Annotated in this window: 18 protein-coding genes; 2 read left to right on the top strand and 16 right to left on the bottom strand. The window is 61.1% G+C overall.

Going from position 1 to position 25,703, the window contains the following annotated elements; translation table 11 throughout:
• Positions 1 to 321: 321 nt before the first annotated feature.
• Positions 322 to 3,633, bottom strand: a complete 3,312-nt coding sequence (gene ileS / locus MMB48_RS03520) for a mupirocin-resistant isoleucine--tRNA ligase (protein WP_032744695.1) — start codon at positions 3,631 to 3,633, stop codon at positions 322 to 324.
• A 516-nt stretch (positions 3,634 to 4,149) separates the two neighbouring features.
• Between ileS and MMB48_RS03515 the strand changes: the two genes are divergently transcribed.
• Positions 4,150 to 5,361, top strand: a complete 1,212-nt coding sequence (locus tag MMB48_RS03515; protein ID WP_032744697.1) for a MalY/PatB family protein — start codon at positions 4,150 to 4,152, stop codon at positions 5,359 to 5,361.
• 68 nt (positions 5,362 to 5,429) lie between these two features.
• Here the strand turns inward: MMB48_RS03515 and MMB48_RS03510 are convergent, their stop codons facing one another.
• The 5 genes from MMB48_RS03510 to MMB48_RS03490 form a co-directional block, all read right to left on the bottom strand.
• Positions 5,430 to 6,398 (bottom strand): dihydrodipicolinate synthase family protein, encoded by a 969-nt coding sequence (locus MMB48_RS03510; RefSeq protein WP_032744698.1) that lies wholly within the window; start codon positions 6,396 to 6,398, stop codon positions 5,430 to 5,432.
• Between the two features lie 146 nt (positions 6,399 to 6,544).
• On the bottom strand, positions 6,545 to 7,399 hold the full coding sequence (locus MMB48_RS03505; RefSeq protein WP_012577048.1) for an ABC transporter ATP-binding protein: 855 nt from the start codon (positions 7,397 to 7,399) through the stop codon (positions 6,545 to 6,547).
• Entirely contained in the window at positions 7,396 to 9,540 is a 2,145-nt protein-coding gene (locus MMB48_RS03500; RefSeq protein ID WP_032744699.1) for a dipeptide/oligopeptide/nickel ABC transporter permease/ATP-binding protein, read from the bottom strand. Before MMB48_RS03500 ends, MMB48_RS03505 begins: the two co-directional genes overlap by 4 nt.
• A 1-nt stretch (position 9,541) precedes the next feature.
• Entirely contained in the window at positions 9,542 to 10,498 is a 957-nt protein-coding gene (locus MMB48_RS03495) for an ABC transporter permease (RefSeq protein ID WP_050496287.1), read from the bottom strand.
• Between the two features lie 151 nt (positions 10,499 to 10,649).
• Entirely contained in the window at positions 10,650 to 12,218 is a 1,569-nt protein-coding gene (locus MMB48_RS03490; protein ID WP_032744700.1) for an ABC transporter substrate-binding protein, read from the bottom strand.
• A 331-nt stretch (positions 12,219 to 12,549) separates the two neighbouring features.
• Between MMB48_RS03490 and MMB48_RS03485 the strand changes: the two genes are divergently transcribed.
• A complete protein-coding gene (locus MMB48_RS03485) occupies positions 12,550 to 14,832 on the top strand; it encodes a sialidase family protein (protein ID WP_050496288.1) in 2,283 nt (760 codons plus the stop codon).
• A 57-nt stretch (positions 14,833 to 14,889) separates the two neighbouring features.
• Here the strand turns inward: MMB48_RS03485 and MMB48_RS03480 are convergent, their stop codons facing one another.
• From MMB48_RS03480 to MMB48_RS03435, 10 genes are all read right to left on the bottom strand, one after another.
• A complete protein-coding gene (locus MMB48_RS03480) occupies positions 14,890 to 15,573 on the bottom strand; it encodes an N-acetylmannosamine-6-phosphate 2-epimerase (protein ID WP_032744701.1) in 684 nt (227 codons plus the stop codon).
• A 59-nt stretch (positions 15,574 to 15,632) separates the two neighbouring features.
• Complete coding sequence (locus tag MMB48_RS03475; protein WP_012577042.1) at positions 15,633 to 16,577, bottom strand: ROK family protein; 945 nt, start codon at positions 16,575 to 16,577, stop codon at positions 15,633 to 15,635.
• Entirely contained in the window at positions 16,574 to 17,485 is a 912-nt protein-coding gene (locus MMB48_RS03470; protein ID WP_032744702.1) for a DUF4862 family protein, read from the bottom strand. Before MMB48_RS03470 ends, MMB48_RS03475 begins: the two co-directional genes overlap by 4 nt.
• 140 nt (positions 17,486 to 17,625) lie before the next feature.
• The gene (locus MMB48_RS03465) at positions 17,626 to 18,360 is read right to left on the bottom strand and encodes a FadR/GntR family transcriptional regulator (RefSeq protein ID WP_230581268.1); all 735 of its coding nucleotides are present in this window, start codon (positions 18,358 to 18,360) and stop codon (positions 17,626 to 17,628) included.
• 272 nt (positions 18,361 to 18,632) lie between these two features.
• On the bottom strand, positions 18,633 to 19,643 hold the full coding sequence (locus MMB48_RS03460) for a LacI family DNA-binding transcriptional regulator (protein ID WP_032744703.1): 1,011 nt from the start codon (positions 19,641 to 19,643) through the stop codon (positions 18,633 to 18,635).
• A 596-nt stretch (positions 19,644 to 20,239) separates the two neighbouring features.
• Complete coding sequence (locus MMB48_RS03455; RefSeq protein ID WP_032744704.1) at positions 20,240 to 21,208, bottom strand: ribokinase; 969 nt, start codon at positions 21,206 to 21,208, stop codon at positions 20,240 to 20,242.
• A gap of 225 nt (positions 21,209 to 21,433) precedes the next feature.
• Entirely contained in the window at positions 21,434 to 22,864 is a 1,431-nt protein-coding gene (gene dcuC / locus MMB48_RS03450) for a C4-dicarboxylate transporter DcuC (protein WP_032744705.1), read from the bottom strand.
• 101 nt (positions 22,865 to 22,965) lie between these two features.
• A complete protein-coding gene (gene rihC / locus MMB48_RS03445; RefSeq protein WP_032744708.1) occupies positions 22,966 to 23,886 on the bottom strand; it encodes a ribonucleoside hydrolase RihC in 921 nt (306 codons plus the stop codon).
• Between the two features lie 64 nt (positions 23,887 to 23,950).
• On the bottom strand, positions 23,951 to 24,412 hold the full coding sequence (locus MMB48_RS03440; RefSeq protein ID WP_032744709.1) for a GNAT family N-acetyltransferase: 462 nt from the start codon (positions 24,410 to 24,412) through the stop codon (positions 23,951 to 23,953).
• Between the two features lie 187 nt (positions 24,413 to 24,599).
• On the bottom strand, positions 24,600 to 25,625 hold the full coding sequence (locus tag MMB48_RS03435) for a substrate-binding domain-containing protein (RefSeq protein WP_032744710.1): 1,026 nt from the start codon (positions 25,623 to 25,625) through the stop codon (positions 24,600 to 24,602).
• Between the last annotated feature and the right edge of the window lie 78 nt (positions 25,626 to 25,703).

Below are 25,703 nucleotides of genomic sequence, written 5' to 3'. Positions count from 1 at the left end.
ATAAAGTATACTAGATAACACCTTTATATGTCAACTCTCATTCAATACCCCCGCCAATGCGGAGCATCCATCAGCAGAAGAACTTTCATTCCTCCCTATCAACGGATCATCCCCGCGTATGCAGGGCAAACTCAGTCATGCAATAATAAAGGTCGGAAGACCGGTGCCCTCCACCCTTTAAACCTTTTGCTCTGGTGGAAGGTTCCCGGCCTTTCGCCAGAGCATCCCCACAGGTTCAGAGCACGGCACCATCAGATGACTTGTGCTCGCAGAAATCTTGGCCAACCCAAAATCTCCGCGAGCACTAAATGCATCAAAGCCTCACGCCTTAACAACCTCCACGCCCAGCTCGGCGCCTTCCTTCACCTCGAAGGAGGAGGCCAGCGTCTCATGGGCGATCAGATCGCGGAACTGCTCGACATCGGCCACATTGGTGGCCGGCACGGTCAGCACCAGGGCGATGCGATCGGCGATGTCCAGACCGGCGTCCTTGCGGGCGTCCTGGATGGCGCGGATGGCGTCGCGGGCATAGCCTTCGGCGAGCAGATCGGCGTCAAGCGCCGTGTCGAGAATCGCAAAGCCGCCGGTCGGCAGGGCGGTGGACACCGAGGAGGCGGCCTCCGTGGCGTTCTCCTCCTCCACACGGTTGATCAGCTCATACTCGCCTTCGACCAACTCGAGATCGCCGGACGGCGTGGAGACCACCGGCGCACCGGACGTCGCATCGACATGCCAGTCGCCGGACTTGGACGCCTTGATGGCGAACTGGACCTGCTTGCCGAGGCGCGGGCCGGCAGCGCGGGCGTTCACCTTCAGCTCGTGCACGATCTTCAGACCGTGGGCGGCGGCATCCTGCAGCGTCGAGAACTCGATGCTCTTGATGTTGAGCTCGGCCTTCAGCAGCTCGTCGTAGGCTTTGACGGCCTCCACGTTCCCGGCCACCACGGTGAGCTTGGAAAGGGGCTGGCGCACGCGGATCTTGGCGGCCTTGCGCAGCGACAGCGTGCCGGAAACGACTTCGCGCACCTTCTCCATCGCATCCACCAAGGCCGGATCGTCGACCAGCACGCGGCCAAGCTCGGTATCGGCGCCGGTCTTCTCGTCCACCACGAACGGCCATTCGGCCAGATGCACGGATTCACCGCCGGTCAGGCCGCGCCACACGGACTCGGCCTCCATCGGGGCGAGCGGCGCGAGCACGCGCATGAACGCCTCCAGCACGGTATACAGCGTGTTGAACGCGGTGGCATCCTCGTTCCAGAAGCGGTCGCGGGTGTTGCGGATATACCAGTTGGTGAGCACGTCGATGAAGTCGGAGACCGCATCGCAGGCGTCGGAGATGGCGAACTCGTTCAGCGCCTTCTCGGCCGCCAACACCAGACGACGGGCGCGGGCCAGCAGGTAGCGGTCCATCTCCGGCAGGCCGGCGACCTCGTCCGCACGCAGCTGGCGGGCGTCGAATCCGGCGCCGCCGTTGGCCGCATTGGCGTACAGGGTGAAGAAGTAGTAGGAGCTCCACACCGGCAGCATGACCTGGCGCACGGTGTCGCGGATGCCGTCCGCGGTGACGATCAGGTTGCCGCCTCGCAGGATCGGCGAAGACATGAGGAACCAGCGCATGGCGTCGGAACCGTACTTGTCGAACACGCCGTTCACGTCCGGGTAGTTGCGCAGGTGCTTGGACATCTTCTGGCCGTCGGAGCCGAGCACGATGCCGTGGCAGATCACGTTCTTGAACGCCGGCCGGTCGAACAGGGCGGTCGCCATCACGTGCAGCAGGTAGAACCAGCCTCGGGTCTGGCCGATGTACTCCACGATGTAGTCGGCCGGGAAGTGCTGCTCGAACTTCTCCTTGTTCTCGAACGGGTAATGGAACTGCGCGAACGACATCGAACCGGACTCGAACCAGCAGTCCAGCACGTCGCTGATGCGGCGCATGTGCGACTTGCCGGTCGGGTCGTCCGGGTTGACGCGAACCAGGTTGTCGATCCACGGACGGTGCATGTTGATGTTGCCGTCCTTGTCGCGCGGGTAATCGCCGAAGTCGGCCTTGAGCTCTTCGAGCGAACCGTAGACGTCCACACGCGGATGCTTCGGATCGTCGCTGACCCACACCGGAATCGGGGAGCCCCAGAAACGGTTGCGGGAGATGGACCAGTCGCGGGCGTTGGCGAGCCACTTGCCGAACTGGCCGTCCTTGACGTTGCCCGGAATCCAGTTGATCTGCTGGTTGAGTTCCAGCAGACGCGGCTTGATCTTGGTCACGGACACGAACCAGGAGGACACCGGCTTGTAGATCAACGGGGTGGCGCAACGCCAGCAGTGCGGGTAGGAGTGCACGTAGCTTTTCTCCTGGAAGAGGATCGCGCGGCGTTCCTCCGGGATGGAGGCGAGCGGTCCGTCGCCGGCGCGCAGGTTGCGCAGGATCGGCAGGTTGGCGTCGAACACGAAATCGCCTTCGTAATCGGGGCATTGCGAGGTGAAGCGGCAACCCTCATCGAGCACGTCGGTGCTCGTGATGCCGTGCGCGTTCAACGTGTTCATATCGTCCTCGCCGTAGGGGGCCTGATGGACCAGACCGGTGCCTTCGACGGTGTCGACGTAGTCGGCGGTGAAGATCGTATAGCCGTTCGGGCCGGGCACATGGCCTTCGGATTCGGCCTCATCGCCCGAGAAGTACGGGAAGACCGGGTAGTAGCGGCGTCCCTCCAGCTCGTTGCCCTTGAGCTCGCGCACGACCTCGTAGTTCTCGCCGAGTTCCTTCTCGTAATGCGGCAGCAGGTCCTTGCCGAGATAGAACTTCTTGCCCGCGAACCTGCCTTCGGTCGGGCGCACTTCGACGTAGTCGATGTCGGCGCCGACCACGATGGCGAAGTTGGTGGGCACGGTCCACGGGGTGGTGGTCCAGAAGACGGCGTAGGCGTCCTCCTCGTCGCGCATCTTCACGGCCACGGACACGGTGGTGTCCTGGCGATCCTGATAGACGTCGGCATCCATGCGCAGCTCGTGCGCGCTCAGCGGCGTGCGGTCCTTCGGGCAGTACGGCAGCACGCGGTACCCCTGGTAGGCCAGGCCCTTGTCGTAGAGCTGCTTGAAGGCCCACATCACGGATTCCATGTATGGAATGTTCAGGGTCTTGTAGCCGTGCTCGAAGTCCACCCATCGCGCCTGACGGTGCACGTAGTTCTGCCATTCGTTGGTGTATTTCAGCACGGAGGCGCGGCAGGCGTCGTTGAACTTGTCGATGCCCATCTTCTCGATCTGGTCGACCGAGTCGATGCCGAGTTCCTTCTGCGCCTCCAGTTCGGCGGGCAGGCCGTGGGTATCCCAACCGAACACGCGGTTGACCTTGCGGCCCTTCATGGTCTGATAGCGCGGAATCACGTCCTTGGCGTAACCGGTCAGCAGGTGGCCGTAGTGCGGCAGGCCGTTCGCGAAGGGCGGGCCGTCGAAGAACACGAATTCGTTCTGGCTATGGTCGCCGGAGGGGTTGCGTTCGATGGACTTCTGGAAGGTGTCGTCCTTGTCCCAGTAGTCGAGAACGGTCTCCTCCATGTCGGGGAAGCTGGGGTTCGGCGCGACGTGCGCGGTCTCGCCGCCCTCGTTCGCCTTGGGATATACGTTTTCGCTCACCGTAAATCTCCTGTTTGTACTGTGCACTGGTCCTACAGGAGCGTCATCGATGGCCGTCGCCGGGCGCCGACGTTCATCGGCCCTATCCACGGAGGTCACGCCGGGCCGCGAACCCGATCGTCAATCGTCTCGTGGCCGGAACCAACCGTGTTCCGCCCGGAACAGCCATGTCTGCCGTTCCTGCCTACGAGGACGATGACGGGCGTCGATATGCGCCCCGCACCGCGGTACCACCTCGCTTATCGCGTCGGCCGCCGCACCCCGAACCGTTACGTTCGAGGCCGCGAGCCTGCGCGACCGCTTGTGTTCGGCTGTCTCGGGCCGATCCCGTCGGTTCTACTGGGCGATTGCCGCCGTTCTTCCGAAGACTCCCCGCTGATAACGGATCACTGCCTCACAACGGTGCATATCCTAACACGCCACGCGGTCAAATCGCCGGCCCACGGCCACGGCACCGTCAGGAGCCCGATTTAGATTGAGACCAGCCACCACGGACCGAGAAAGGATTGTCGGACAATGACGTATGATTTCACGTCCATCATGAACAGGCATGGCATGGATTCGATCGCGGTCGACGGACTGGGCACCGACCCGGGATTCGCGCCGGACCCGCCACGTGAGGGTTTCGACGTCATCCCCATGTGGGTGGCGGACATGAACTTCCCGACCGTGCCCACGATCCCGCAGGCCATCATCGAACGGGCGAAGCATCCCGCCTACGGGTACTTCTCCCCCACCGACGACTATTACGGCTCCATCATCGACTGGCAGTCCACGCGCAACGGGGTCACCGGATTGACCCGGGAGGCGATCGGCTACGAGAACGGGGTCCTGGGCGGCGTGATCAGCGCGCTGACCGCGTTCGCCGCCCCCGGCGACGGCGTGCTGCTGCATAGCCCAACCTATATCGGTTTCACCCGGAGTATCGAAAACAACGGCTACCGCATCGTCCACAGCCCGCTCACGCTGGACGAGCACGGCGTATGGCGCATGGATTACGAGGATATGGACAGGAAGCTCAAGGAGCATCACATCCACGTGGCCGTCTTCTGCAGTCCCCACAATCCCTGCGGGCGCGTATGGGAGCGTTGGGAGATCGAGAAGGCCATGGAGGTGTACCGGGCCAACGACTGCGTGGTGATCTCCGACGAAATCTGGTCGGATCTGACGTTGGGCGACCACCGGCACATCCCCACCCAATCGGTCAGCGAGGACGCACGCAACAGGACCGTGGCGTTCTACGCGCCCAGCAAGACCTTCAATCTCGCCGGACTGGTGGGAAGCTACCACATCATCTACAATCCCACGCTCCGGGACCGCATCGTGGCCAAAAGCTCGAAATGCCACTACAACGACATGAACGTGCTTTCCATGCACGCGCTGATCGGCGCCTACCGGCCCGAAGGCCATGAGTGGCTCGACGAATTGAAGGCGGTGCTCACCGGCAACGTCGATTACGCCTACGACTACATCACCGGGCATTTCCAAGGCGTGAGTCTGGCCAAACCGGAAGGCACCTACATGCTGCTGCTCAACTGCGAGCAGTGGTGCGAACACCACGGCCTGAGCCTGCCCGAGTTGGAGAAACGCGGCTGGGATGTGGGCGTCGCATGGCAGGACGGCGACATGTTCCAGGCCCCCTACAGCATCCGCGTCAATCTCGCATTGCCCTTGAGCCGCGTCAAGGAGGCCATGCGCCGCCTTGACCGGTACGTGTTCAACGCCTGATCGATGTGCCGGCGCGTCGGATCCCACGCGCCGGCACATCGCGGCGAGCCCACGGCCCGGGGCTTTCCTCAGCCCTTGACGACGGTGGATTCGCTCACTTCGAGCGGCGTGCGAGCGAGCGGCAGTCCGCAGTCCTTAAGCACCGCGGCGATGCGTTCGACGTTCTCGCCGGCGAGCGGCGCGACCGGATTGGGCATCTGGTTCGTATCGAAGACGCCGAGCAACGCGAGCGCCGTCTTGAATGCGCCGACGCCGGCGCCGAACCCCTGCACACCCTGTACGACGCTGGTGATGCGCATGAGCGCCGCCATCTTGTCCTGTTCGGTGCGCACGGAACCCCAATCGCCTTTCCGGTAGGCGTTCCACATGCGCACGTATGCGGTCGCCTCCACATTCGCGAGTCCGGGGACGGAGCCGTCCGCGCCGGCCATGTAGGCGCCGTCGACGACGACCTCCTGCCCGGTGAGCAGCGTCAGCGGATGGCCCGCCTTGTTGTTGTCATCGACCAGGAAACGGAACGAGACGTCATCGTTCGAGGAATCCTTGACGCCCGCAAGAACGCCGTCGAGTCCCAGACGCACGAGCATGTCGCCGGGCAGTTTCGTGTGCACGCACACCGGAATATCGTAGGCGAACAGCGGCAGATCGGGAACCGCCTCGTGGATGAGACGGAAGTGCCGTTCGACTTCGGCCATGCCGCCGAGCGCATAGAACGGCGCTGTCGCGACGATCGCCGACGCGCCGAGCTCACGGGCTTGGCGGGCGTGTTCGATCACGCGGTTCGTTTCGGTGTCGATGCAGCCGACGAACACCGGCACACGACCGTCGACGATGTCAATCGCCGCGCGAATGATCTCCTCGCGGCGGGCATCGGTGCTGAACGCGACCTCGCCCGACGAGCCGAGCGTGAATATGCCGTTGACCCCGGCATCGATCATGCGGTTGATCGAGCGGGTGAAGCTCGGCAGGTCGAGCTCCTGGTCTGCGGTGAGCGGGGTGACCGCCGGCGGAATGACGCCGTGGAATTGCTGTGCCATGATTGATCCTTTGTGTGTATGGGATATGGTGCGCCGGTCCATCGTCGGACGTGGTACTCGGCGTGTTGATACGGATGGTGGATGGGTGTTGTCGGTCCGGTGGCGCACGCCGCGTGAGACGCGCGCCGCCGGAGACGTGTGTGCCGCTATGCGCACTCCTCGGCCGTTGGATGCAGCAAGGATGGCGCGGCCGCCATGAGCGTCCTCGTGTAGTCGTCGACCGGATGGCGCATCACCTCGTCGGCGGTGCCATGTTCCACGATCGTGCCGTGGTTCATGACGATGACGTCATCGGAGATGTAGCGAATCGTCTGGATGTCGTGACTGATGAAGACCATCGACAAACCGAGCCGACGTTTGAGATCGCTCAACAGGTTCAGAATCTGCGCGCGCACCGAGACGTCGAGCGCGCTCGTCGGCTCGTCGGCGATGATCGCATCCGGGTTGAGCGAGAGCGCGCGTGCGATCGCCACACGCTGACGCTGGCCGCCGGAAAGCTGCCCGGGGAGGGCGCCGAGCACCGAGAACGGCAAACCGACCATGCGGATCAGCTCATGGGCGCGCTTGTCGCGTTCCTTCTTGCCGCCGAGATGGTGCACGGCGAGCGGATCGATGAGCTGATCGGCAACGCTCATGCGGGCGTTCAGCGCGGTCGCCGGATCCTGGAAGACGACCGAGACGACACGGCCGATTTCCATGCGCTCCTTCGCGGTGCGATGCGTGACGTCCTGCCCTTTGAACAGCACCTGCCCGGACGTGAGCGACTGCAGTCCGCACATCACGTTCGCCGTCGTCGACTTGCCGCAGCCGGACTCGCCGACGATGCCAATCGTCTTGCCCGGCATGAGCTTGAGATTCACGCCGTTGACGGCGGTGATCCTGTTGCGGTGGAACAGGCCCGAACCCGCACGGGTCGTGAACACGACCTTCGCGTCCTTCAGTTCGATGATCGGGACGTTCTTGTTCTCATGGGGTTTCGTCAGATCGATGCGTTCGCTCATCGTGCGCCTTCCTTTCCGTCCCGCGGGTCTTCGGCAGCGGTGATCGTCATGTCGCCGATCTCGGCTTCTGCGGCTCTCGCGGAGTTTTCTTCGGAGGCCTTCTCCACTTTGGCCGGCTCCTGGAGCATGTGTTCGTCGGCACGGGTGTAGTTGGCCGGTTCGGGCAACGGGGTGCCCGGCTGCGCCGCATAGAAGTGCCATGTGCCGGGCACACGGACCATGACCGGCCTCGTGTCGAGGCCGACGTCCGGGTGCGAGGAGCGCGGAGCGAAGCGATCGCCCTTCGGGAAGTCGATCGGGCTCGGAACCGTGCCGGGCACCTGGTGCAGACGCGGGGCGCCCGCTTCGATCGACGTGACGGCGCCAAGCAGGCCACGGGTGTACTCGTGACGGGGGTCGGTGAGGATCTCCTTCGTCGAACCCTGCTCGACGACCTGCCCCGCATACATGACGGTGATCGAATGGGCGACTTTGGCCACGAGCGCGAGATCGTGGGAAACGAAGACCATGGCGAAGCCGAGCTTCTTGCGCAGCGAGTTGAGCAGATCGATGACCTGCTTCTGCACGGTCACGTCAAGTGCGGTCGTCGGTTCGTCGGCGATGATGAGCTTCGGGTCACGGGTCAGCGCCATGGCGATAAGCACACGCTGGCGCTGGCCGCCGGAAAGCTCGTGCGGATACGATTCAAGCGTGCGCTTGGGATCAAGGCCGACGAGTTCGAGCAGTTCCTCGGCGCTGCGCGTGCCGCCGCGCTTCGTCAGCTGCTTCATCTGCGTCTTGATGAGCATCGACGGGTTGAGCGAGCTCAGCGCATCCTGGTAGATCATCGCGATCTCATGGCCGCGGATCTTATTGTATTGGCGCTGATCGCATCCCACGAGGTTCCTGCCGTTGAGCAGGATCTCGCCGCTGATTCTCGCCTTCGGGTCGAGCAGGCCCATGATGGCGAGCGAGGTGATCGACTTGCCGCAGCCGGACTCGCCGACGAGACCCATCGTCTCCCCCGGGCGTACGGAGAAGTTGAGGTGGTCGACGACGTTGACGTCGCCGTAGCGCGGGAACTGGATGCACAGATCCTTGACCTCGAGCACGGGGGGTTCGGTGCTCCACGGTTCAAGGCGATCGGTGCGCTTGAGTTCGGCGTTGCGAAGCTTGGTGAGCGAATCGACGAGCGCATCATGCTGCTCGGCGTAGGCCGCGACCGGGTCGGTGAGCAGACGGTCTTCCTTGCGGTCGGCAGCCACGTCGGCCGCGGTCTTCTCGACCGGGGCGGTCGGGGCCGCCACCATCGCGTCGGTTATGCCTTCGGACAGGATGTTCAGGCACAGTACGGTGATCATGATCGCAAGACCGGGGTACAGCGCCTGCCACCAATACCCGAAGATGACGCCTTCCTTCGCGGACGACAGGATGTTGCCCCATGTAGGCGTCGGCTCGGGGATGCCGGCATTGATGAAGCTCAGTGACGCTTCGAAGACGATCGCGTCGGCGACGGATAGGGTCGTGAACACCATGACCGGCGCCGCGATGTTGCGCATGACGTGCTTGATGAGAATCCACGGGGCACGCGCGCCGGAGACGATGACCGCCCTGACGTAATCCTTGCCGTATTCGCTGATGATGTTGGCGCGCACGATTCTTGCGATCTGCGGAACGTAAAGAACGCCGATCGAGATGATGATGCCGATCATCGACTGGCCAAGCACGGCCACGAACACTGCGGCGAGCGCGATGCCGGGAATCGACATGACGATGTCGATCAGTCGCATGATGATTTCGGAGACCCATGCGCGGCTCACGGCGGCGATCGCACCGATGATCGAGCCGAGGACGAGCGCGAACGCGATCGATGACAAACCGATGACGAGCGAGTATCGTGCACCGAAGATGACTCGCGTGAGCACGTCACGGCCAAGGTTGTCGGTGCCGAACAGGTGGGCGCCCGTCGGGGCCTGATAGCTTTCGGTGATCGCCATCGGGCTGTACGGCGTGATCACCGGAGCGAACACCGCCGCGACAACGAGCAGCAGGACCACGATGAACGAGATCTTCGATCCCAACGTCATCTTGTTGAAGCGGTTGAACCTGACCTTGGGTTTGGTCGCCGCCGCCTTGACAACTTCGTTTTGTCCGAACAGCATCTCACACCGTCCTAATCCTCGGGTTAATCAGCACGTAAAGCAGATCAACCACGATATTGATGATGATGAACGAGAGCGCCACGATGAGCACTACACCTTGCACGAGCGTCGGCTCGTTGCCGTTGATGCCATCGAACATCGCCGTGCCCATGCCGGGGAGTGCGAAGATGACTTCGATGACGATAGCGCCTCCGAGCAGGTAGCCGATTTTCATGCCCAACGTTGTGATCGGCGTGATGAGCGCGTTGCGGAAGACGTTGCGCGCCACGACGACGCCCTTCGGCACGCCCGCGCCGATCGCGGTGCGCACGTAGTCCTTGTCGAGCTCCTCGACCATCGACGTGCGGATGATGCGTGTAAGCTGGCCGGCGACCGGCAGACCAAGCGCAAAGGTCGGCATGGCCATGCGTTCGAGATAGGCACCCGGATCCTGCGAGAACGGGACGAGCGGACCCGCGCCGGGCAGCCAGGAGAGCTTGATCTGCAGCATGTAGATGAGCAGCACGCCGAGCCAGAACGACGGCGTCGCGATCGCGATGATCGAAAGGACGCGGATCGTCTGGTCCACCCACGTATCACGGTAGAGCGCGGCGAGCACGCCGAAGATGATTGCGATGACGACCGCAATGAGCAGTCCGATGAACGTGAGCTGCAGTGTGATCGGGAACGCTTGTCCTATACGCTCGGAAACGGAGTCCTTGTTGACGCCGTACACGCCCATGTCGCCATGGCACAGACCGACCAGATAGGACCAGAACTGCGACCACCAGGGCTTGTCGTAGCCCATCTCGTGCCGAAACGCCTCCAGCTGCGCGCCGGTCGCGTTCTCGCCGAGCGCGGCGACTGCGGGATCGTACTTCGAGAACGACATCAGGAAGAACACGAGAAAGATGACTCCGAATGCCATGAACGGCAGGGCGATCAATCTGCGCCCGAGAAGTCTGAGGAAATTACTCATGATATGTCCAATGGTGAAAGAATCGGGAATAAGGGAATGGGGAAGACGGGCCCGTCCACGGATCGCGGAGGGAAGGGGAACAAGATGAACGGGCCTGTCTTGGTATCAGATCGTCAGGGAAGGGTTCTGCGCCATCGCTCCTTTGCGTGGCTCACTGTGCGACTTTGGCCTGGACCAGGTTGAGACCCGTCGTGCCCATCGTCTTGTATTCGTCGAAGACACCCTTCTTGACGGCCGTGCTCACCTTGCGGTGGAAGAGCGGATAAAGCGGCACCTGCTCGGAAAGCAGATCGAAGCACTGGTTCCAGTAGTCCTGGCGCTCGGCATCGCTCGACGCGGACAGGGCCTTGCCCATCAGGTCGTGCAGCTCGTCATAGCCTTCCGACCCCTTCCAGAACGTGCGCTGCTTGGTCCAGACGTTGTCTCCGTACCACCAGTTCATCAGCAGGTCGGGGTCGTTGCCGAAGACCGAGGGATCGCCCGGGGCGAGAACCATCGAGAAGTCAGCGCCGTCCTTGTCGGTGATCGACGGATACAACGCCGACGACTTCATCGACTGGATATCCACGTCGATGCCTGATTCCGCAAGATCGTTCTTGATCTGTGGGGCGAGCTGCGTGACCCAGGTCTGGTCGGTCGTGTACAGCGTGGTCTTGATCGGACCGTTGACGCCTGCTTCCTTCAGCAGTTCCTTGGCCTTCGCGGTGTTCTTCGTGTAGACGTTCTTCGCCTTATGGTAGTTCGCGAAGTTCTCGGGCAGGAAACTCGTGACGGTCTGCGCCTGTCCGGACAGCTGGTTGTCGATGAGCTTCTTCGTGTCGATCGAGTAGAACACGGCCTGACGCACGCGGGGGTCGTCGAACGGCTTCTTCTTCGTGTTGAACATGATGAACGCCTGGTTGAAGCCCTGCACCGTCTGGATGTCGGAACCCGAGGACGTCAGCGTCTGCACCGCCTTCGCGGGCACGTTTTCCATGACGTCCGTCTTGCCGGCCTGCATCGCGGTGACTCGCGCGGTGTCGTCGACGTTGACGTTCCAGACCATCTTCTTTGTCTGGGCCGGATACTTGCCGTTGTAGGCGTCGTTCTTCTCGAAGCTCACCTGCCGGTCGGTGATCGCCGTGTACTTCCACGGCCCGGAACCGGTGGGCATCTTCTTGAGTTCGGCGTCCGACTTGCCGGACGGGACGATCGGGATGAGCGCCAGACGTTTCTCGAACATCGGGAAGGCTTCCTTGAGTTTGAAGTCCACCTGGTTGCCGCCCTTCGCCTCGACGGAGTCGATGAAGTCGAGCATCGAGATGAACAGGCTGCCTTCGGCGGTCGAGCGCTTGTAGGAGCTCACGACATCGGACGCCTTGACGGGCGTGCCATCGGAGAACTTCGCGCCGTCACGTAGCGTGATCACGTACTCGGTGTCGGAGACCTTCTGAGGCGCGCCTTTGGCGAGCGCCGGGAATGTCTTGTAAGTCGTGTAGTCAAGCGCGTACAGCGGTTCGACGACATGCCAATTCGCCGACATCGGCAGCGCTCCGGACGTCGTGTTCGGCATGAAGTCACGGCTCGCGTATGCCACTTCCGTCGTGATCGTATCTGGAATCGAGGTGCCGGTGGCGCCGGCTGTGGCGGACGAGCCGCCGCAGCCGGCCATGGCGACAACCATGCCGCCGGCCAGGATGGCCGCCACGGCCGCCCTGACCCTTGCATTAATCTTGACCATTGAGATCTCCTCATCGTTGAGAATGTGTCATCGTGCGTCCAACTCGACGATGGTCGACATCGACAATCGTCCAGGCCGGCCGGACCACCAATCCGCCGTGCCTCCGTTTCTGGGCTGAACTGGGTTTAATGATAAGACGTCTGACGTCTTATTTCAAATATCCCGACCCGCATGTCGCCGACCACACGCCACGCAGGTGCGGCATCCCCCGACGTGCGCTACCATTGAAATCAGACGTCTGATGTTTCCCTTTGGTTGGATACCATGACTTCAGATGTCCCATTCATGGCACGGCACATATACGGGCCCGCTCAAAGGAGAGTCATTGACCATGGCAGCATCCAACCCGATCAGCTGGTCACAGCGAACATTCCCCTCACCCGAAGGCACGATCGCGTGCAGATTCCGCGCACACGCGGACGGCCGCATCTTCGATGCCGTCAATGGATCGGCGAATGACGCGCCGCTCCTCATATGCGCCATCGAACATGACGCTCTGCGCGTGCGCGCGACGACGCCACGACAGCACGTCGATTTCGACATCGAGGACACGACGGGGATAGCCGACGGCGCCATGCACACGTTCGCGCTCACATTCGGCGAGTTCGGCACGCGCGTCTACCTCGACGGCTCCCAGTGCTTCAGCGGCACGGCGAACCTGTGCCCCACGACGCTCACCGGAACCGAGGGGTCAGGCCAAGGCGCGATTCGCCTCGCGGGCCCGTCCATCGACGTGACCGACATGCGTCTGCATGCAACCCCCCTCACCTCCGAAAGCATCGCCGCCTTGACGCCGAGACCCGCACCGGACATCGACTTCGCCGCAGCCCAGCTCGCCCCACGAGATGTGCGCCGCGTGCGCACGCTACGTTCCGGCACGATCTTCATGCATTTTCGCGTGCGCGGACCCCGCCAGTACGGCACGCTTCTCGCCGCCGGCGAGCGCGGCGAGGAACGCCTCGCCGTCTCGATCGACGACAACGGCATCACGATGACGGCCGCGGATGGCCTGTATGAGCCATCCACCTACCATGCGCGCGGCGCATGGGATGACGGCCGATGGCATGATCTGTCGATTCGTTCCGCGCGTGGCGCCATCGACATGTACGTCGACGGCTGGCACGAACTGCATCAAGCGGGACAGGTGTTCTTCGGCGACTGGCCGCAACTGGATGAGGTGGCCATCGGGCAGAACACGGAAGGCGTCAGGCTCATGGGCGAGGTGCGCAACGGCGGCGTCTTCACGACCCCGCTCACCGACGGCGCGATCCGCAGGCTTTCGGACGCACCGGCGCTCACGACGACCGCACTGTTCGACAAGGGTTACCACGGATCCGTGAGTTATCGCATCCCCTCGATCATCCGCACTCCTCATGGCGTGGTCGTCGCCGGCGCCGACCAGCGCACCGCGATTGCGAATGACGCGCCGAACCACATCAACTTCGTCATGCGCAGGTCGCTTGACGGTGGCCGCACCTGGCTCGACATGCAGACCGTGATCGCCAATCCAGGCGAAGGCGTCGACGGCGCGTGCACGATCGACTCATGTCTTGTATGCGACGAACGCAATGGCCGTCTCACCGTCCTCATCGACCGCTTCGCCGGAGGCGTCGGGTTGCCGAACAACACGCCCGGCACCGGGGTCGACCGGCACGGGCGACCGTGCCTGTACGATCGCGCAGGCACACGCTATGTACTCGCCGATGACGGCATGGTGCTTGACGGCGGCGGCGAGCGCACCGGATACCGGGTCGACGCGCACGGCAACGTGACGCACGAGGGACGGGCCTCGGGCAACATCTACCTCAAGGAGGGCGCTGACCCCGACGAATCACTGCTCATCGAACGCACGAGCTTCATCATCGAACTGCATTCCGACGATGACGGCGAGACGTGGAGCACACCACGCAACATCAACCACATGATCAAAGAGGATTGGATGCACTTCCTGGGCGTCTCGCCCGGCAACGGCATCCAGCTCCAGGCCTCCGAACATCGCGGGCGTCTGCTCGTCCCGTTCTACTGCACCGGCGCCTCACTCAAGCATTACTCGGGCGGAGCGCTCATCAGCGACGATGGCGGCGACACATGGCGACGTGGTTCGATGATCAACGACGGCCGCATCGTCAACGGCACCGCCGTCGACCCGAAGAACATCCGGGACGATGACGCGACCACGCACGAATCCGTGTTCGTCGAGCGCGCGGATGGCACCGTCGTGTGCTTCTTCCGCAACCAGAACCATGCCGGGCGCATCGGCGTCGCGCTCAGCCACGACGGCGGCGAGACATGGGATGACCTGTACTTCGACAAAGACGTCCCCGACATCTTCTGCCAACCGAACGCCGTGGCCTGCGCGCCGCGATCGGACACGATGGTGTTCGCGAACGCAAGCCAGATGCTGCCGTATCGCGGCAACGGGGTGCTGCGGCTGAGTCTGGACGGCGCACGCACATGGGCGGCGCATCGCTGCATCAACCCCTATCATTACGGCTATCAGTGCATGACGATGCTGCCGGACGGCGAACTCGGATTACTCTGGGAGCGCGAGACCGCGGGATTGTACTTCACCATGCTGCCGTTGAGCGTATTCGGCGCGGCCGAAACGCACTGAGGGCGTGTTCGGGAACACGTGTGCGACACATGTTCCCGAACACGCCCCCACCGGCCGCTAATGGTCGAGCCGGGCGGCGAACCAGCGCGTGATCGACGTCGGATGGGTGATCGCCGTGCCGACGACGGCCGCCCACGCGCCGCGGCTCATCACGTCATGCAGCTGTTCGGGCGTATGGATGCGGCCCTCGCACAGCACAGGCGTATCGGGGAACGACGACACCATGTACTCGAGCAACTCGAAATCGGGGCCGTCGGTCTTCTCCCGTTCGCCCGTGTACCCGGAAAGCGTCGTCGAGATGATGTCGCTGCCCGCATCGACGGCGCGGCGCGCATCGTCGAAGCTGCCGCAATCGGCCATGACCGTGACGCCCTCATCGTGCAGCGCCTGCACGGTCTGCGCATAGGTCCGCCCGTCCGGGCGCGGCCGTCCCGTCGCATCCAAGGCCACGATGTCCGCGCCCGCCGCCGCGCAACAGCGCGCATGACGCAGCGTCGGCGTGATGTACACGCCTTGCGAACCGTCCTTCCAGATGCCGATGACCGGCACGTCCACCTGGCCCTTTATCGCCGCTATGTCGGCGAGTCCCTGACAGCGGATGCCGACCGCGCCGCCCTCGACGGCCGCCATCGCCATCTGCGCCATCGTCTCCGGGTGGCGCAGCGGTTCGCCGGGGTACGCCTGGCAGCTGACGATGAGTCCGCCTTTCACACGTTCGATAACCGGATTCCTGCTCATCATTATGTATCCTTTCCTTGCACAGAGTATGCCAGCCGCCGCGCCCGAACGCGACGGCCCAATCAACCGACGACGCGACGGGACGCGACGGCCGCGCCGATGAGCGGCGCGTCGCCGCCGAGCTCGCCCTCACGCATCCGCACATCGCGCAGCAACGGCAATGCGGAACGGGCGAACCCATCGCGCAACGCATCCCACCACACCGGCCCCGCATTCACGACCGACCCGGAGACGACGATGCCGTCGGGATCCACCAGATTCGCCATGCCTCCGATGCACGCGCCGAGCGCCCGGGCGCTGTCTTCGATGACCGATGAGGCAAGCGCATCGCCATCCGCCGCAAGCGCGGCGACGTCGCCGCCATTGCGCACCGGTTCGCCACCGGCGCGCATGTTGTACAACGTCGCCAGTCCGGTGCCGCTTGCGACCGGTTCGACATGCCCCTCGACGCTTCCGCACGAGCACGGGACCCCGGCGCCAAGAGCGCTCACGACATGTCCGGCATGTCCCGCCATGCCATGCGCGCCGAGGAACGGCACGCCGCCGACGATGATCGCGCCGCCGATGCCGGTGCCCACGCCGACCGACAAGAGGACACGGGCGCCACGCCCCGCGCCGTAATGCGCTTCGCCGAGCCCATGCGCGACGACGTCGCCGACCATATGCACCGGCAGATCGGTGATCGCGCCGAACGCATCGTAGATCCGCTGGCCTTTCCATCCGGGGAGCAGATCCGTCGCGGCGATGATCTCTCCGGTCTCGCCGTCGGGCACGCCGGCGGCCGCGATGCCGATGCCGCACGGCTCTATGCCTTGGGCACGCGCGCGGTCGAGCTGACGGCGCGCGGACGCGACGATGCGCTCGCGCACGGCGTCGCCTCCCTGCGAGGCGTGTGTCGGCTCCTCATCGCGCAGCAACACGGTGGGAGCGGCATCGCCGTCGGACAGCCGGACGAATCCGCTGGCGATCTTCGTGCCTCCGATGTCGAATGCGAGGAAATCGCTCATTGTTCCACCGCCTCATGGATGTGCGACAGGTAGCGCACGCGCTCGTCGAGCGTCGCGTCCCGTGGCACGCACACCTTCGCGCCGACATAGGCGATCGGCCGTTTCTGCGTGTTTGCGGCGCGCATGCATTCGGCGATCGCATCCGCATCCATAAGCGATGTCGGCTCGTCCGGATTCATCGGCAGATGTCCGTCGATCCACGGGTATCCATAGATCGTCTCCTTCGGCCCCGCTCCCGAGAACATCAGTCCGGTAAGCGCGTCGGCGTCGGCGCACCGGCGCACGTGTTCCAGCGCGGTCCGCGCGCTTCGGCCTTCGACCGCGGACCGTCCCCAGTTGATGGTCAGTCCGATTCCCAGCTCCTTGCACAACGCGATCTCGTCGTCGAGGCGGAGGAAACCCTTTTCCGGCTCCTGCCCGTCTATGTAACGGTCGCAATGTTCGATGACGAGTCGTGCGCCGCTCCAATCCCATGATGCGAGCAGTCGCAACGATTCCTCCATACGCTCGGCATCGGAGACCCGTCTTGGTGCGCTGTGCAGTTCGATGTAGGCGATGTCCTGCGCGCCGCGGACGCGCGCGACGTCGGCGACGGCGCGTCGCAGGTCCTCGAAGAATCCGATCGCATCGCGGCGCCCGGCCTCCTGCGGGCTGGCGAGTCCGAACCACGGATCCTCGTTCATGCGCCGCATCGTGCCGGGGATGGCCGTGACCGAGTTCGTGTGCCAGTGGGCGGGCAGGTGTTTGGCGAGCCAATGGCGGTCGTCCTCATTCGCAAGGTCGCCGGGGAACGGCAGTTCCGTCCCGCGGACCCATGACTGCTCGCCCAGCAGCATGTAGTACAGTTCCTGCGACGGACGCCCCTGCGGAAGCGACGCATACGCGCCAACGATGAATTCCGGCTTCATATTTCCTCCTCGAAATATGAAATGGTTGAGACATGTACATCCCCGATTATACATCAGACATCTGATGTATATCAGTGCACCGCGCCTCGTGTCGGGCGGCGCATACGGATCGTGGACCGATCCCACGCAGCGCCCACGCGTCAGCGCACGGGGAGGTGTTCGCGCAGTATCGATTCGATCGGCCGGTAATGCTCGCGCACGGCCTCACGGTACATCTGGGCGTCGCCGGCGATCGCCGCATCCAGCATGCGACGGTGCGCCTCGGCCGTGTCAAGCATCTTCTCCGAAGGCGCCAAGCCGATCTGCGGGAGCACGGCCATGTGCACGAGCCACAGGGAATGCACCATCTGCTTGGCGATGGTGTTGCCGAGCGGATCCAGCAGTCCCATATGGAAGTCGATGTCGGCATACAGGAAATCCTCGCCCCGTTCGGCGGACGAGACCATGGCGTCGACGAGCGCACCGAGCTCGGGCTGTTCCGTCCCCTTGACCTTCGCGCACACCTCATCCGCGCATCCGAGGTCGAGGAACCTCCTCAGCTCCACGACGTCCTTCAGATCGTCGAAGTTCTTGCCCACCGACACCATCGAGAGAAACGCCAGCGTCTCCACCATGGGGTCAAGGGACAGCGAACCGACGAACGTCCCCCTGCCGTGTTCGACATTGACGATGTTGAGCCCTTCGAGCTTGCGCACCGCTTCGCGCACGGACGAACGCGAAGCGCCGACGGCCTCGCACAGTTCGATCTCCGTCGGCAGCAGATCGCCCGGCTGGAGCCGCTCCCGCAGAATATACGATTTGATCGCGTCCATCGTCACATCGCAGCGGCTGCGCATCGGCGTCCGCTGCTGCAACGCACCGGGCTGCAGCCGCATGATCGTGTTCTCCTGACTGCTCATTGCGGTTCCTCCAAAAACCATCGCACCGCGCCGTCAAGACGCCCCACCACCGTCACGCACACCGACCTGACGCGGGGACGGCGACGCCCACGGCCCCACCATCCTCGTTCGTTGTCGGCGACCCCGCAACAGGGACATACCGGGCGATCGACATTAACCGCCCCTGACAGACGTTTCACGCACCAGCATAGGCCCGCACCGCCCCATCGGCAACCACGCGGTCGTGCGTTGCGGGGCCGTCCGTACGCTCATCGCACGGGAACGAAACTGTCCCGCACCACGAGGGTGGTGGAGATGAACGTGTGGTGCCGCAACGTGCGTTTGCTGGAGATGGCCTCGGCGAGCATCGTGATCGCCGTGTCGGCCAGTTCGTTCTGGTCGATGTCGTAGCTGGTCAGCGTCGGCGAGGTGTATTGGGCGATGGACTGGTTGTTGATGCTGATCACGCTGGTGTCGCGCGGTACCAACACGCCCGCCGCGGTGAACGACTGCAGTACGCCGACCGCGATCGAATCGGCGGCCACGATGAACGCATCCGGCATGTCGTCGCGGTGGTCCTTGACCGCCTGATGGCCTAGGACGCGTCCGGTGTCCACGGTGAAGGCGCCCTGCGCATAGATCAGCCCCTCCGTATCCAGCCCCAGACGCTCGGTCCAGTTGCGGAATGCGGTCAGACGGCCGTCTTCGGGGTATTCGTGCAGGCCCATCGTGAAGCCGGCGCCGCCGATATAGCCGATGCGGCGCTTGCCGGAGGCCATCAGTACGTCCAAGGCCTCCAGAATGGTCTGCCCCAGATCCGGCTGTACCGAATCGAACAGGCTGGGCGCAGGATTGATGTCGATGAACACGCCATGGGGCAATGCCAGATGGAGCTTCAACAGTCCATCCGAAGAGAGTACGGACGGTCCGATGGAGATGAAGCCGTCGAAATCACCGGCGTTGACAATCAGATCGTCGATATGGGAAAACGACGTGAGTTCCATGTGCTGGGCTCTGGCATTGTCGCCAAGCACGGACCGCAGTTCATCGAAATAGGCGTCCGCCAGTTCTTCCTCGCGGGTGGCGTTGTCGAGTACGGCCACACGGCGTGGCAATGCGATACGGCGTGATCCGGTAGCGTAGCCAAGCTGCTCGCTGACCTCGATGATGCGCCGTCGCGTCTCCTCTTTGACGGACAATGTCGGGTCCCCATTGAGCAGCCGGGATACCGTGGCCTGCGAGAAGCCTGATCTCTGTGCGATTTCCTTCATCGTGACCATAGTTGAGCCTTCCACGCCTCAGTACGTAACAATACGCAGTATTTCAGTAAATTACTTTACTACATAGTGTAACTCACGTCATGCGGGTATGACGCCGTATGGTTGCAGCATCGTCGACCCGCAGCGATGCGTGTGCCCCCTCAGTCATTGACCCGCATAGTTATGCGAGAAGCTCGGCTTAGGTAAATTATAAGCCGAGCTTCAACACATGGGTCTCAAGACCGGAGCAGTCAGGAATCCCCACTAACAGGGGCTTGCCGTCAACGAGAATCAGCGACCATACCTATTATTCATTGACCTTGTATCCCTAATCCTTTCCATATGCAACAAGCTTGTCTTGCCAAGCCTTCGTATGCGTGTCGATCAGCCCTTCATCCAGCATCTGCTGCCAATAGTCCACAACCTTCTTTACTTCAGGATTATTGGTCAGATTGATGGTGATGGAATCAACGATGAGTCCAACAAAACAGCACCGCCCCCTACGTCAACTATCCGCTCGAACTAGACACAGTCCAATTCGTTCCCGCATAGCGCCTAAATGAACGTGTTAGGTCTGCACCAATTCACGGCTGGCAATACTCCACACTTCTCAGTAATCAATTCGCACCAAACCGCTCACGAATCTGAGCAGCAGTACCATAAGAGGCTTGCGCACCGATCCCAGTCGCGGCGTACGCGGAAACGTATGAGGCCAACTGCGCACTGTCCGCCAACGCACGACCCGAGGCAAGTCCGGCCAGAACCGTGCCCATAAAGGCATCTCCGCACCCGGTAGTGTCGATGGCCTCAACCGCAACTGGCGCAATACGATAGATATCATCACCATCGATGACTACCGACCCATCCCCGCCAAGCGTAATTACCGCCTGATTAAAGCCGAAGTCATGCATCTGCCGCGCCACATCAGACCAGTCCAGTCCATCCCAATCGTCATCGTCAGGCTCGGCGATGTCCAGCAGCTGTGCCATTTCATGTTCATTGACCAGCAGAATGTCCGAAGCCTCGATAAGTTCAGCGGGTAGTTCAGCAACGAATGGCGAATCGTTGAGCAATACCTTGAGCCCGGCATCATGACAGAGGCGAGCACATGCGGTGACCGTTTCCATCGGACTCTCCAAACACAGTCCCAGCACATCAGCAGCAACCAATGCATCAGATGACTGCCGCGCATAGTCGACAGATACCTCACCATTGGAACCAGCCGAATATACGATGGTGTTCTCGCCATTCGCGTCCACGGTAATTACCGTAGTGCCACTGGGACCTGCAACGGCAGCGATATGCGAAGTATCCACACCAGCATCGCGCAAATGCTCCAGCAGAAAATCCGCATTGGCATCTTCCCCGACTGCACCAAACATCCGCACCTGCGCCCCAATTCGCGCAGCCGCCGATGCCTGATTCGCTGATTTGCCTCCCGGCAATAAGGTCAGCGGGCCACCGTTGACGGTCTCTCCCGGTTTCGGCAACCGCTCAGTAACGACCGTGTAATCAACATTCATTGATCCGACCACGGACACACTGCCGTGCAGGTGGTCGAGCAAGTCAAGACATGATGCTGACATGATGCATTTCCTTTCGGTCTTCTTGTTTCGGCCTGTCTTCTATGTTCTGCGCTTGTTCTACGTTTCAGCAAAATCACGATGGAAACACAATCGTGCGGGTATGCAAATGCCCGGAGTCTGAAGTCAAATCCCGGGCATTGCACGTATTCGGGGCCAAATCGTCTGCGCGATTGATATGTTCTGCTGACGACTGACGCCTAGCGGATTGTGATGGTTATATCAGCATCACGCACCCATTGGCAGGAAGATTGCCATGGACAGGATGAACATGACGATTACGCCAGCGATCATCGGCACACTGGTACGGCGCACAATGTCGATTGGGCTCTTCTTGATGGAGCCGGCGACGATCATCACCACAGCGGAGACCGGCGAGACAGCGCGCAGCAGATTGCCAGCGAGACCCATCGGGATGGACACAGCGAGCACATTGATACCAGCAGCAGCGGCCAGCGGAACCATGAGCGGAACCATCGCGAAGAACAGTGCGGTACCGGAACCGGAGAGTAGCACGATGAGCGCAGTGAGGCCGACAAGGATAAGCGGCAGCACGAAGCCCATACCAGAGCCGGACAGGCCGGTCATTGCGTTCTGCAGTTCGGTGATCAGACCAATGGACTTAAGACCAACGACGAACACAGAAGCAGCGACCAACAGTGCCACAATCGGCATTGCGCCACCCATGCCCTTGAAGAAGGACTCGGTGCCAGCGAGGGTTTCCTTGCCCTTGCGAGTGCGGATGAGCTCGCAGATAATGGCGATCACGAAGGAGAGAATGGAAGCGAGTTCAACACTCAGGTCGATCTTTGCGCCGGTGGCGGAAGTGATGGCGAACACGATGAGAAGCATGATGATCGGCAGCAGCGGCAAAATCGCATACACAGTGCGGTAGAGAGCGCTACCTTCGACAGCCTTAACCTCAGCCAGGTCAACATCACCGTCGGTCAAATCCGAGCCAGCGCGCTTGTCCATGAACTTCTGCCAGAAGTAGTGTGCCAGTGCCATGACGAGCAAGGTCGGGATGGAAACGAGCACGTGATAACGGAAGACGTAATCGCTGGCGGTCAGGCCGGAGAACATGTCGGTCTTAGCGAGTTCAGCGGCGATGGCAACATTGTCGGAGCCAAGCGGGGTCGGCATAATCGTTGCAGTAGTGGCAATGACTGCAGCTGCGCTCAGCAGGCTCATACCAGCTTGGCGAAGCACCGGGTACAGCGTTGCCATAAGGATGATAGCCAGGTTGGAAGCACTCGGAATGACCAGAGACAACAGGTTGCCCAACAAGAAGGTAATCGGCACGAGGATATACGGGGACTTGATGTGCGCAATCGGCTTGGCGAGCACACTTACCGTGACTTCATTGGCTCCGATATGGGACATGTAGCCGGTGTAGCCACCAAGGATGAGGATGATGAAGCCAGCAGAAGTGAGCGTGCTCACGAACTGATCGCCTACAACCTTGAACGGATCAAGCCAAGTGACACCACTGGAAACGAAGTCGGTAAATGAGATGTCCTTGCCCATCAGCAATGCGATGTACATCAGCACAATGCCGATGAGGAACAGGGAAATCTTAATGTCCATTTTCTTCACGAGCATAAAGCCCACAATGCCAACCGCGGCAATTGCCACGAGGTACATAATCACCAGTTCCATCGGTCTGGTCCTTTCTTTGTTCTCTTATTCTCTGTTGTTGAATTCACGAATATTGATGCGCTCAGGGGCGCCGGTGTTAGCGGCGTCGAAGAGACAAGGGACTATGCACAATGGGCGATGCCGTCCATGAACCAGTCGCAGAATCGATCTGCGTGAACGCCGGTGGTGACGGTGGCATTCGGTTCGCGCTTAAGGTAGCCCTTAAGATCAACGACCGTACACCCTGCAGTGAGTTCGCCAGCGATTTCTACGTCCACAAATGCCTTAGTCATGTCGAATAGGTCAGGCTCCAGCAAGCATGCGACTGCGCAAGCGTCATACATTTTGAGACCGGTGCCGAAGCTGCGCTTGCGGTAGCGCTGGAACAGGTCATGAGCCATCAGACCGACCTTGCCCATATCCTTAAGCTGAGCGGTTTTCTCCGGCGGAATCACAGTTCCCAAGCCGGCGTCCAGTGTGGCCATAGTAATGTCAAGACCAGAAGTGAGCACAATCTTGGCGGCTTCAGGGTCAACGAAAATATTGAATTCGGCCATAACACCCTTGTTGCCGCGAGTGACCGAACCACCCATGAGCACAATGCACTCAATACGCGACTTGACTTCCGGAAAAGTTTTTAGCAACAGTGCGATGTTGGTCAGCGGACCGATTGGCATGACGGTGACGGGTTCAGCAGAAGCCATGATCTCGTCGCGCATTGCTTCGACAGCATGCTTATCCAGCAGAAGTTCAGTTTTGGGCTCAGGGAAATCGAATCCCTCCATACCGGTTTTACCGTGGATATCGCTTGCATCATCAAGCTGACGGATCAGCGGTTCAGCAGCGCCACGAGCGACCGGTACATCCTTACCGTAGTAGGCCATCAGCTTGAGCGCGTTCGTCGTTGTCGCTTCAATGCTGACATTGCCAGCAACCGTAGTAATCAGCCGCACGTCGAAGCGCGGGTTGAACACTGCCAGTGCGATGGCGACGGCGTCATCGATGCCGGGGTCAGTGTCGATAATCAGAGGGATCTGCTTCATTGCTTGTTCGGTTCCTTTCGTGGTGTGTTGATATACGTGTTATGCGTAGTGCTCGGCGAGCCGATTACTTGATTCCGCTTGTGGCGGTGGATTCAGCTGCGCTGAGCGGAACGGGATCAACGAATTGGACTAATCCGCTGCCATAACCCGGTGCCGGCCGGCGCAGGAACCCATGCTCTTCGTAGAACGATTCCTTGCCAGGTGTTGCCATCAGGCCAATGTACGCATGGTTGCAGCAGTGTTCTCGAATGCGTGTGATAAGTGCGCGCAGCACCGCCGTACCGACTCCATCCCCTTGGTATTGCGGTAATACCACGAGATCTTTGATGAAGAATGCGATACGTCCATCGCCGACCACACGACCAATTCCGGCCACCTGACCATCAACGTAGGCAACCACGGAATACAGCCCACCATCCAGCGCCATACGCGCGTCTTCGCGGTCGTAATGGAAGAAACCCACAGCGTCGCGAACGCTGACGTACAGTTCGGCTGTCAGCGCATCTTGCTGAATCGATATGCACATTGCCCGCTCACCTCCTCTGTGAGTTTCCTCCAAACCGATCATCGTTGACCATCGCCATTGATAAAACGTTTAATCAACTAATGAAAATTATGATATAACCTTTTACCAATGTTGTCAACGATGTCGGCACGTCAGCACTGTTCAGCGCATAAACCCAGCCTTCATGCACCTGATAAACGCTGCAATATCAGGGAACACGCCACATAGGAGCCCCAACCGAATCACGCAGTACAAACGATGACGGGACATAGCACGATTCACCACGACTGCAATCATTATTTATAATCATGTCGAGCAACATATCCACGCCCTGGCGACCCATATCCTCAGCTTGCTGCGAAATAATCGCGACTTGCGGAGTCAGCAGACGGAATACGGCAATGTCATCGAATGAAATCACTGACATTTCACTACCAATATCAATGCCGCGGTCATGCAGCAAACCAATCATCGTGATCATGTCAGGCGAGTAAGCGCAAATAATCGCCGTAACACCTGCTCTTACAAGTTCATTTAGTCCTGCTTCGCGCGAAACATATGTAGAATCACAGTCGACAACCGCCGCAGTTCCCTCCCCCAACTGCGTCACCTGTGCCACAGCAGAACGGAATGCCGCTTCACGCTCATTTATATTGGACGAGCCCAGTGACGAGTGTGACACAAATCCAATGTGACGATGCCCTAAGCGCACAAGTTCGGCAACCGCCTCGCAAACACCTGGGTATGGGTCGGACACTACGAATGGCACCGAATTTACTCCCGATATCAAACGATCCACGAACACCAGTGGTAGCTCGCGCGCGATAAACGACTGCATACCAGGCGAATTGACACCTTGCGGCACCACGATTGCCCCGTCAATACGTTGCCCAAGCAGATTGTCAATAAACGCATCCTGGCGTTCCACTGTTTTTGCTGAAGTACCAATCAGCGTGGAATAGCCTCGGGCATACAACTCGTCTTCCATTGACGAGACTAAATCGGCGAAATACGGATTGCGCAAATCAGGAACCAGCAGGCCAACAGTCTTAGTATCCGACGAGCGCATGGAGCGAGCACGTTGATCGGGCACATACCCCATTTCCTCAACAGTTTTCAGCACCAACTGTCGCGTATCGCTAGAAAAGCGGCCTTTATTGTGAAGTATCTGGGAAACAGCAGCAGCCGACACACCGGCACGTTGAGCAACATCCTTCAACGTCACGAACGCCATAGTCCCCTCCTTGCGGCCGATACATCGTCAAAGCAACAATTCAAATGTACTCTTTTCACCGCCAATATTCGTAATCCT

This window comes from Bifidobacterium sp. FKU (genome assembly GCF_026016385.1).
Taxonomy (GTDB): domain Bacteria; phylum Actinomycetota; class Actinomycetes; order Actinomycetales; family Bifidobacteriaceae; genus Bifidobacterium; species Bifidobacterium infantis.
Note: the sequence above shows the minus strand (reverse complement) of the source record. Positions and strands in the feature narration are given on the sequence as shown.

Bases quoted from the DNA above. Each gene is read 5' to 3' on its own strand.
- MMB48_RS03475 (WP_012577042.1), bottom strand. From the start codon at position 16,577: ATGAGCGATTTCCTCGCATTCGACATCGGAGGCACGAAGATCGCCAGC.
- MMB48_RS03515 (WP_032744697.1), top strand. From the start codon at position 4,150: ATGACGTATGATTTCACGTCCATCATGAACAGGCATGGCATGGATTCG.
- MMB48_RS03460 (WP_032744703.1), bottom strand. From the start codon at position 19,643: ATGGTCACGATGAAGGAAATCGCACAGAGATCAGGCTTCTCGCAGGCC.
- MMB48_RS03440 (WP_032744709.1), bottom strand. From the start codon at position 24,412: ATGTGCATATCGATTCAGCAAGATGCGCTGACAGCCGAACTGTACGTC.
- MMB48_RS03505 (WP_012577048.1), bottom strand. From the start codon at position 7,399: ATGAGCGAACGCATCGATCTGACGAAACCCCATGAGAACAAGAACGTC.
- MMB48_RS03480 (WP_032744701.1), bottom strand. From the start codon at position 15,573: ATGATGAGCAGGAATCCGGTTATCGAACGTGTGAAAGGCGGACTCATC.
- MMB48_RS03485 (WP_050496288.1), top strand. From the start codon at position 12,550: ATGGCAGCATCCAACCCGATCAGCTGGTCACAGCGAACATTCCCCTCA.
- MMB48_RS03495 (WP_050496287.1), bottom strand. From the start codon at position 10,498: ATGAGTAATTTCCTCAGACTTCTCGGGCGCAGATTGATCGCCCTGCCG.
- MMB48_RS03490 (WP_032744700.1), bottom strand. From the start codon at position 12,218: ATGGTCAAGATTAATGCAAGGGTCAGGGCGGCCGTGGCGGCCATCCTG.
- MMB48_RS03470 (WP_032744702.1), bottom strand. From the start codon at position 17,485: ATGAAGCCGGAATTCATCGTTGGCGCGTATGCGTCGCTTCCGCAGGGG.
- MMB48_RS03455 (WP_032744704.1), bottom strand. From the start codon at position 21,208: ATGTCAGCATCATGTCTTGACTTGCTCGACCACCTGCACGGCAGTGTG.
- MMB48_RS03500 (WP_032744699.1), bottom strand. From the start codon at position 9,540: ATGCTGTTCGGACAAAACGAAGTTGTCAAGGCGGCGGCGACCAAACCC.
- MMB48_RS03510 (WP_032744698.1), bottom strand. From the start codon at position 6,398: ATGGCACAGCAATTCCACGGCGTCATTCCGCCGGCGGTCACCCCGCTC.
- rihC (WP_032744708.1), bottom strand. From the start codon at position 23,886: ATGAAGCAGATCCCTCTGATTATCGACACTGACCCCGGCATCGATGAC.
- MMB48_RS03435 (WP_032744710.1), bottom strand. From the start codon at position 25,625: ATGGCGTTCGTGACGTTGAAGGATGTTGCTCAACGTGCCGGTGTGTCG.
- MMB48_RS03465 (WP_230581268.1), bottom strand. From the start codon at position 18,360: ATGCGGCTGCAGCCCGGTGCGTTGCAGCAGCGGACGCCGATGCGCAGC.
- dcuC (WP_032744705.1), bottom strand. From the start codon at position 22,864: ATGGAACTGGTGATTATGTACCTCGTGGCAATTGCCGCGGTTGGCATT.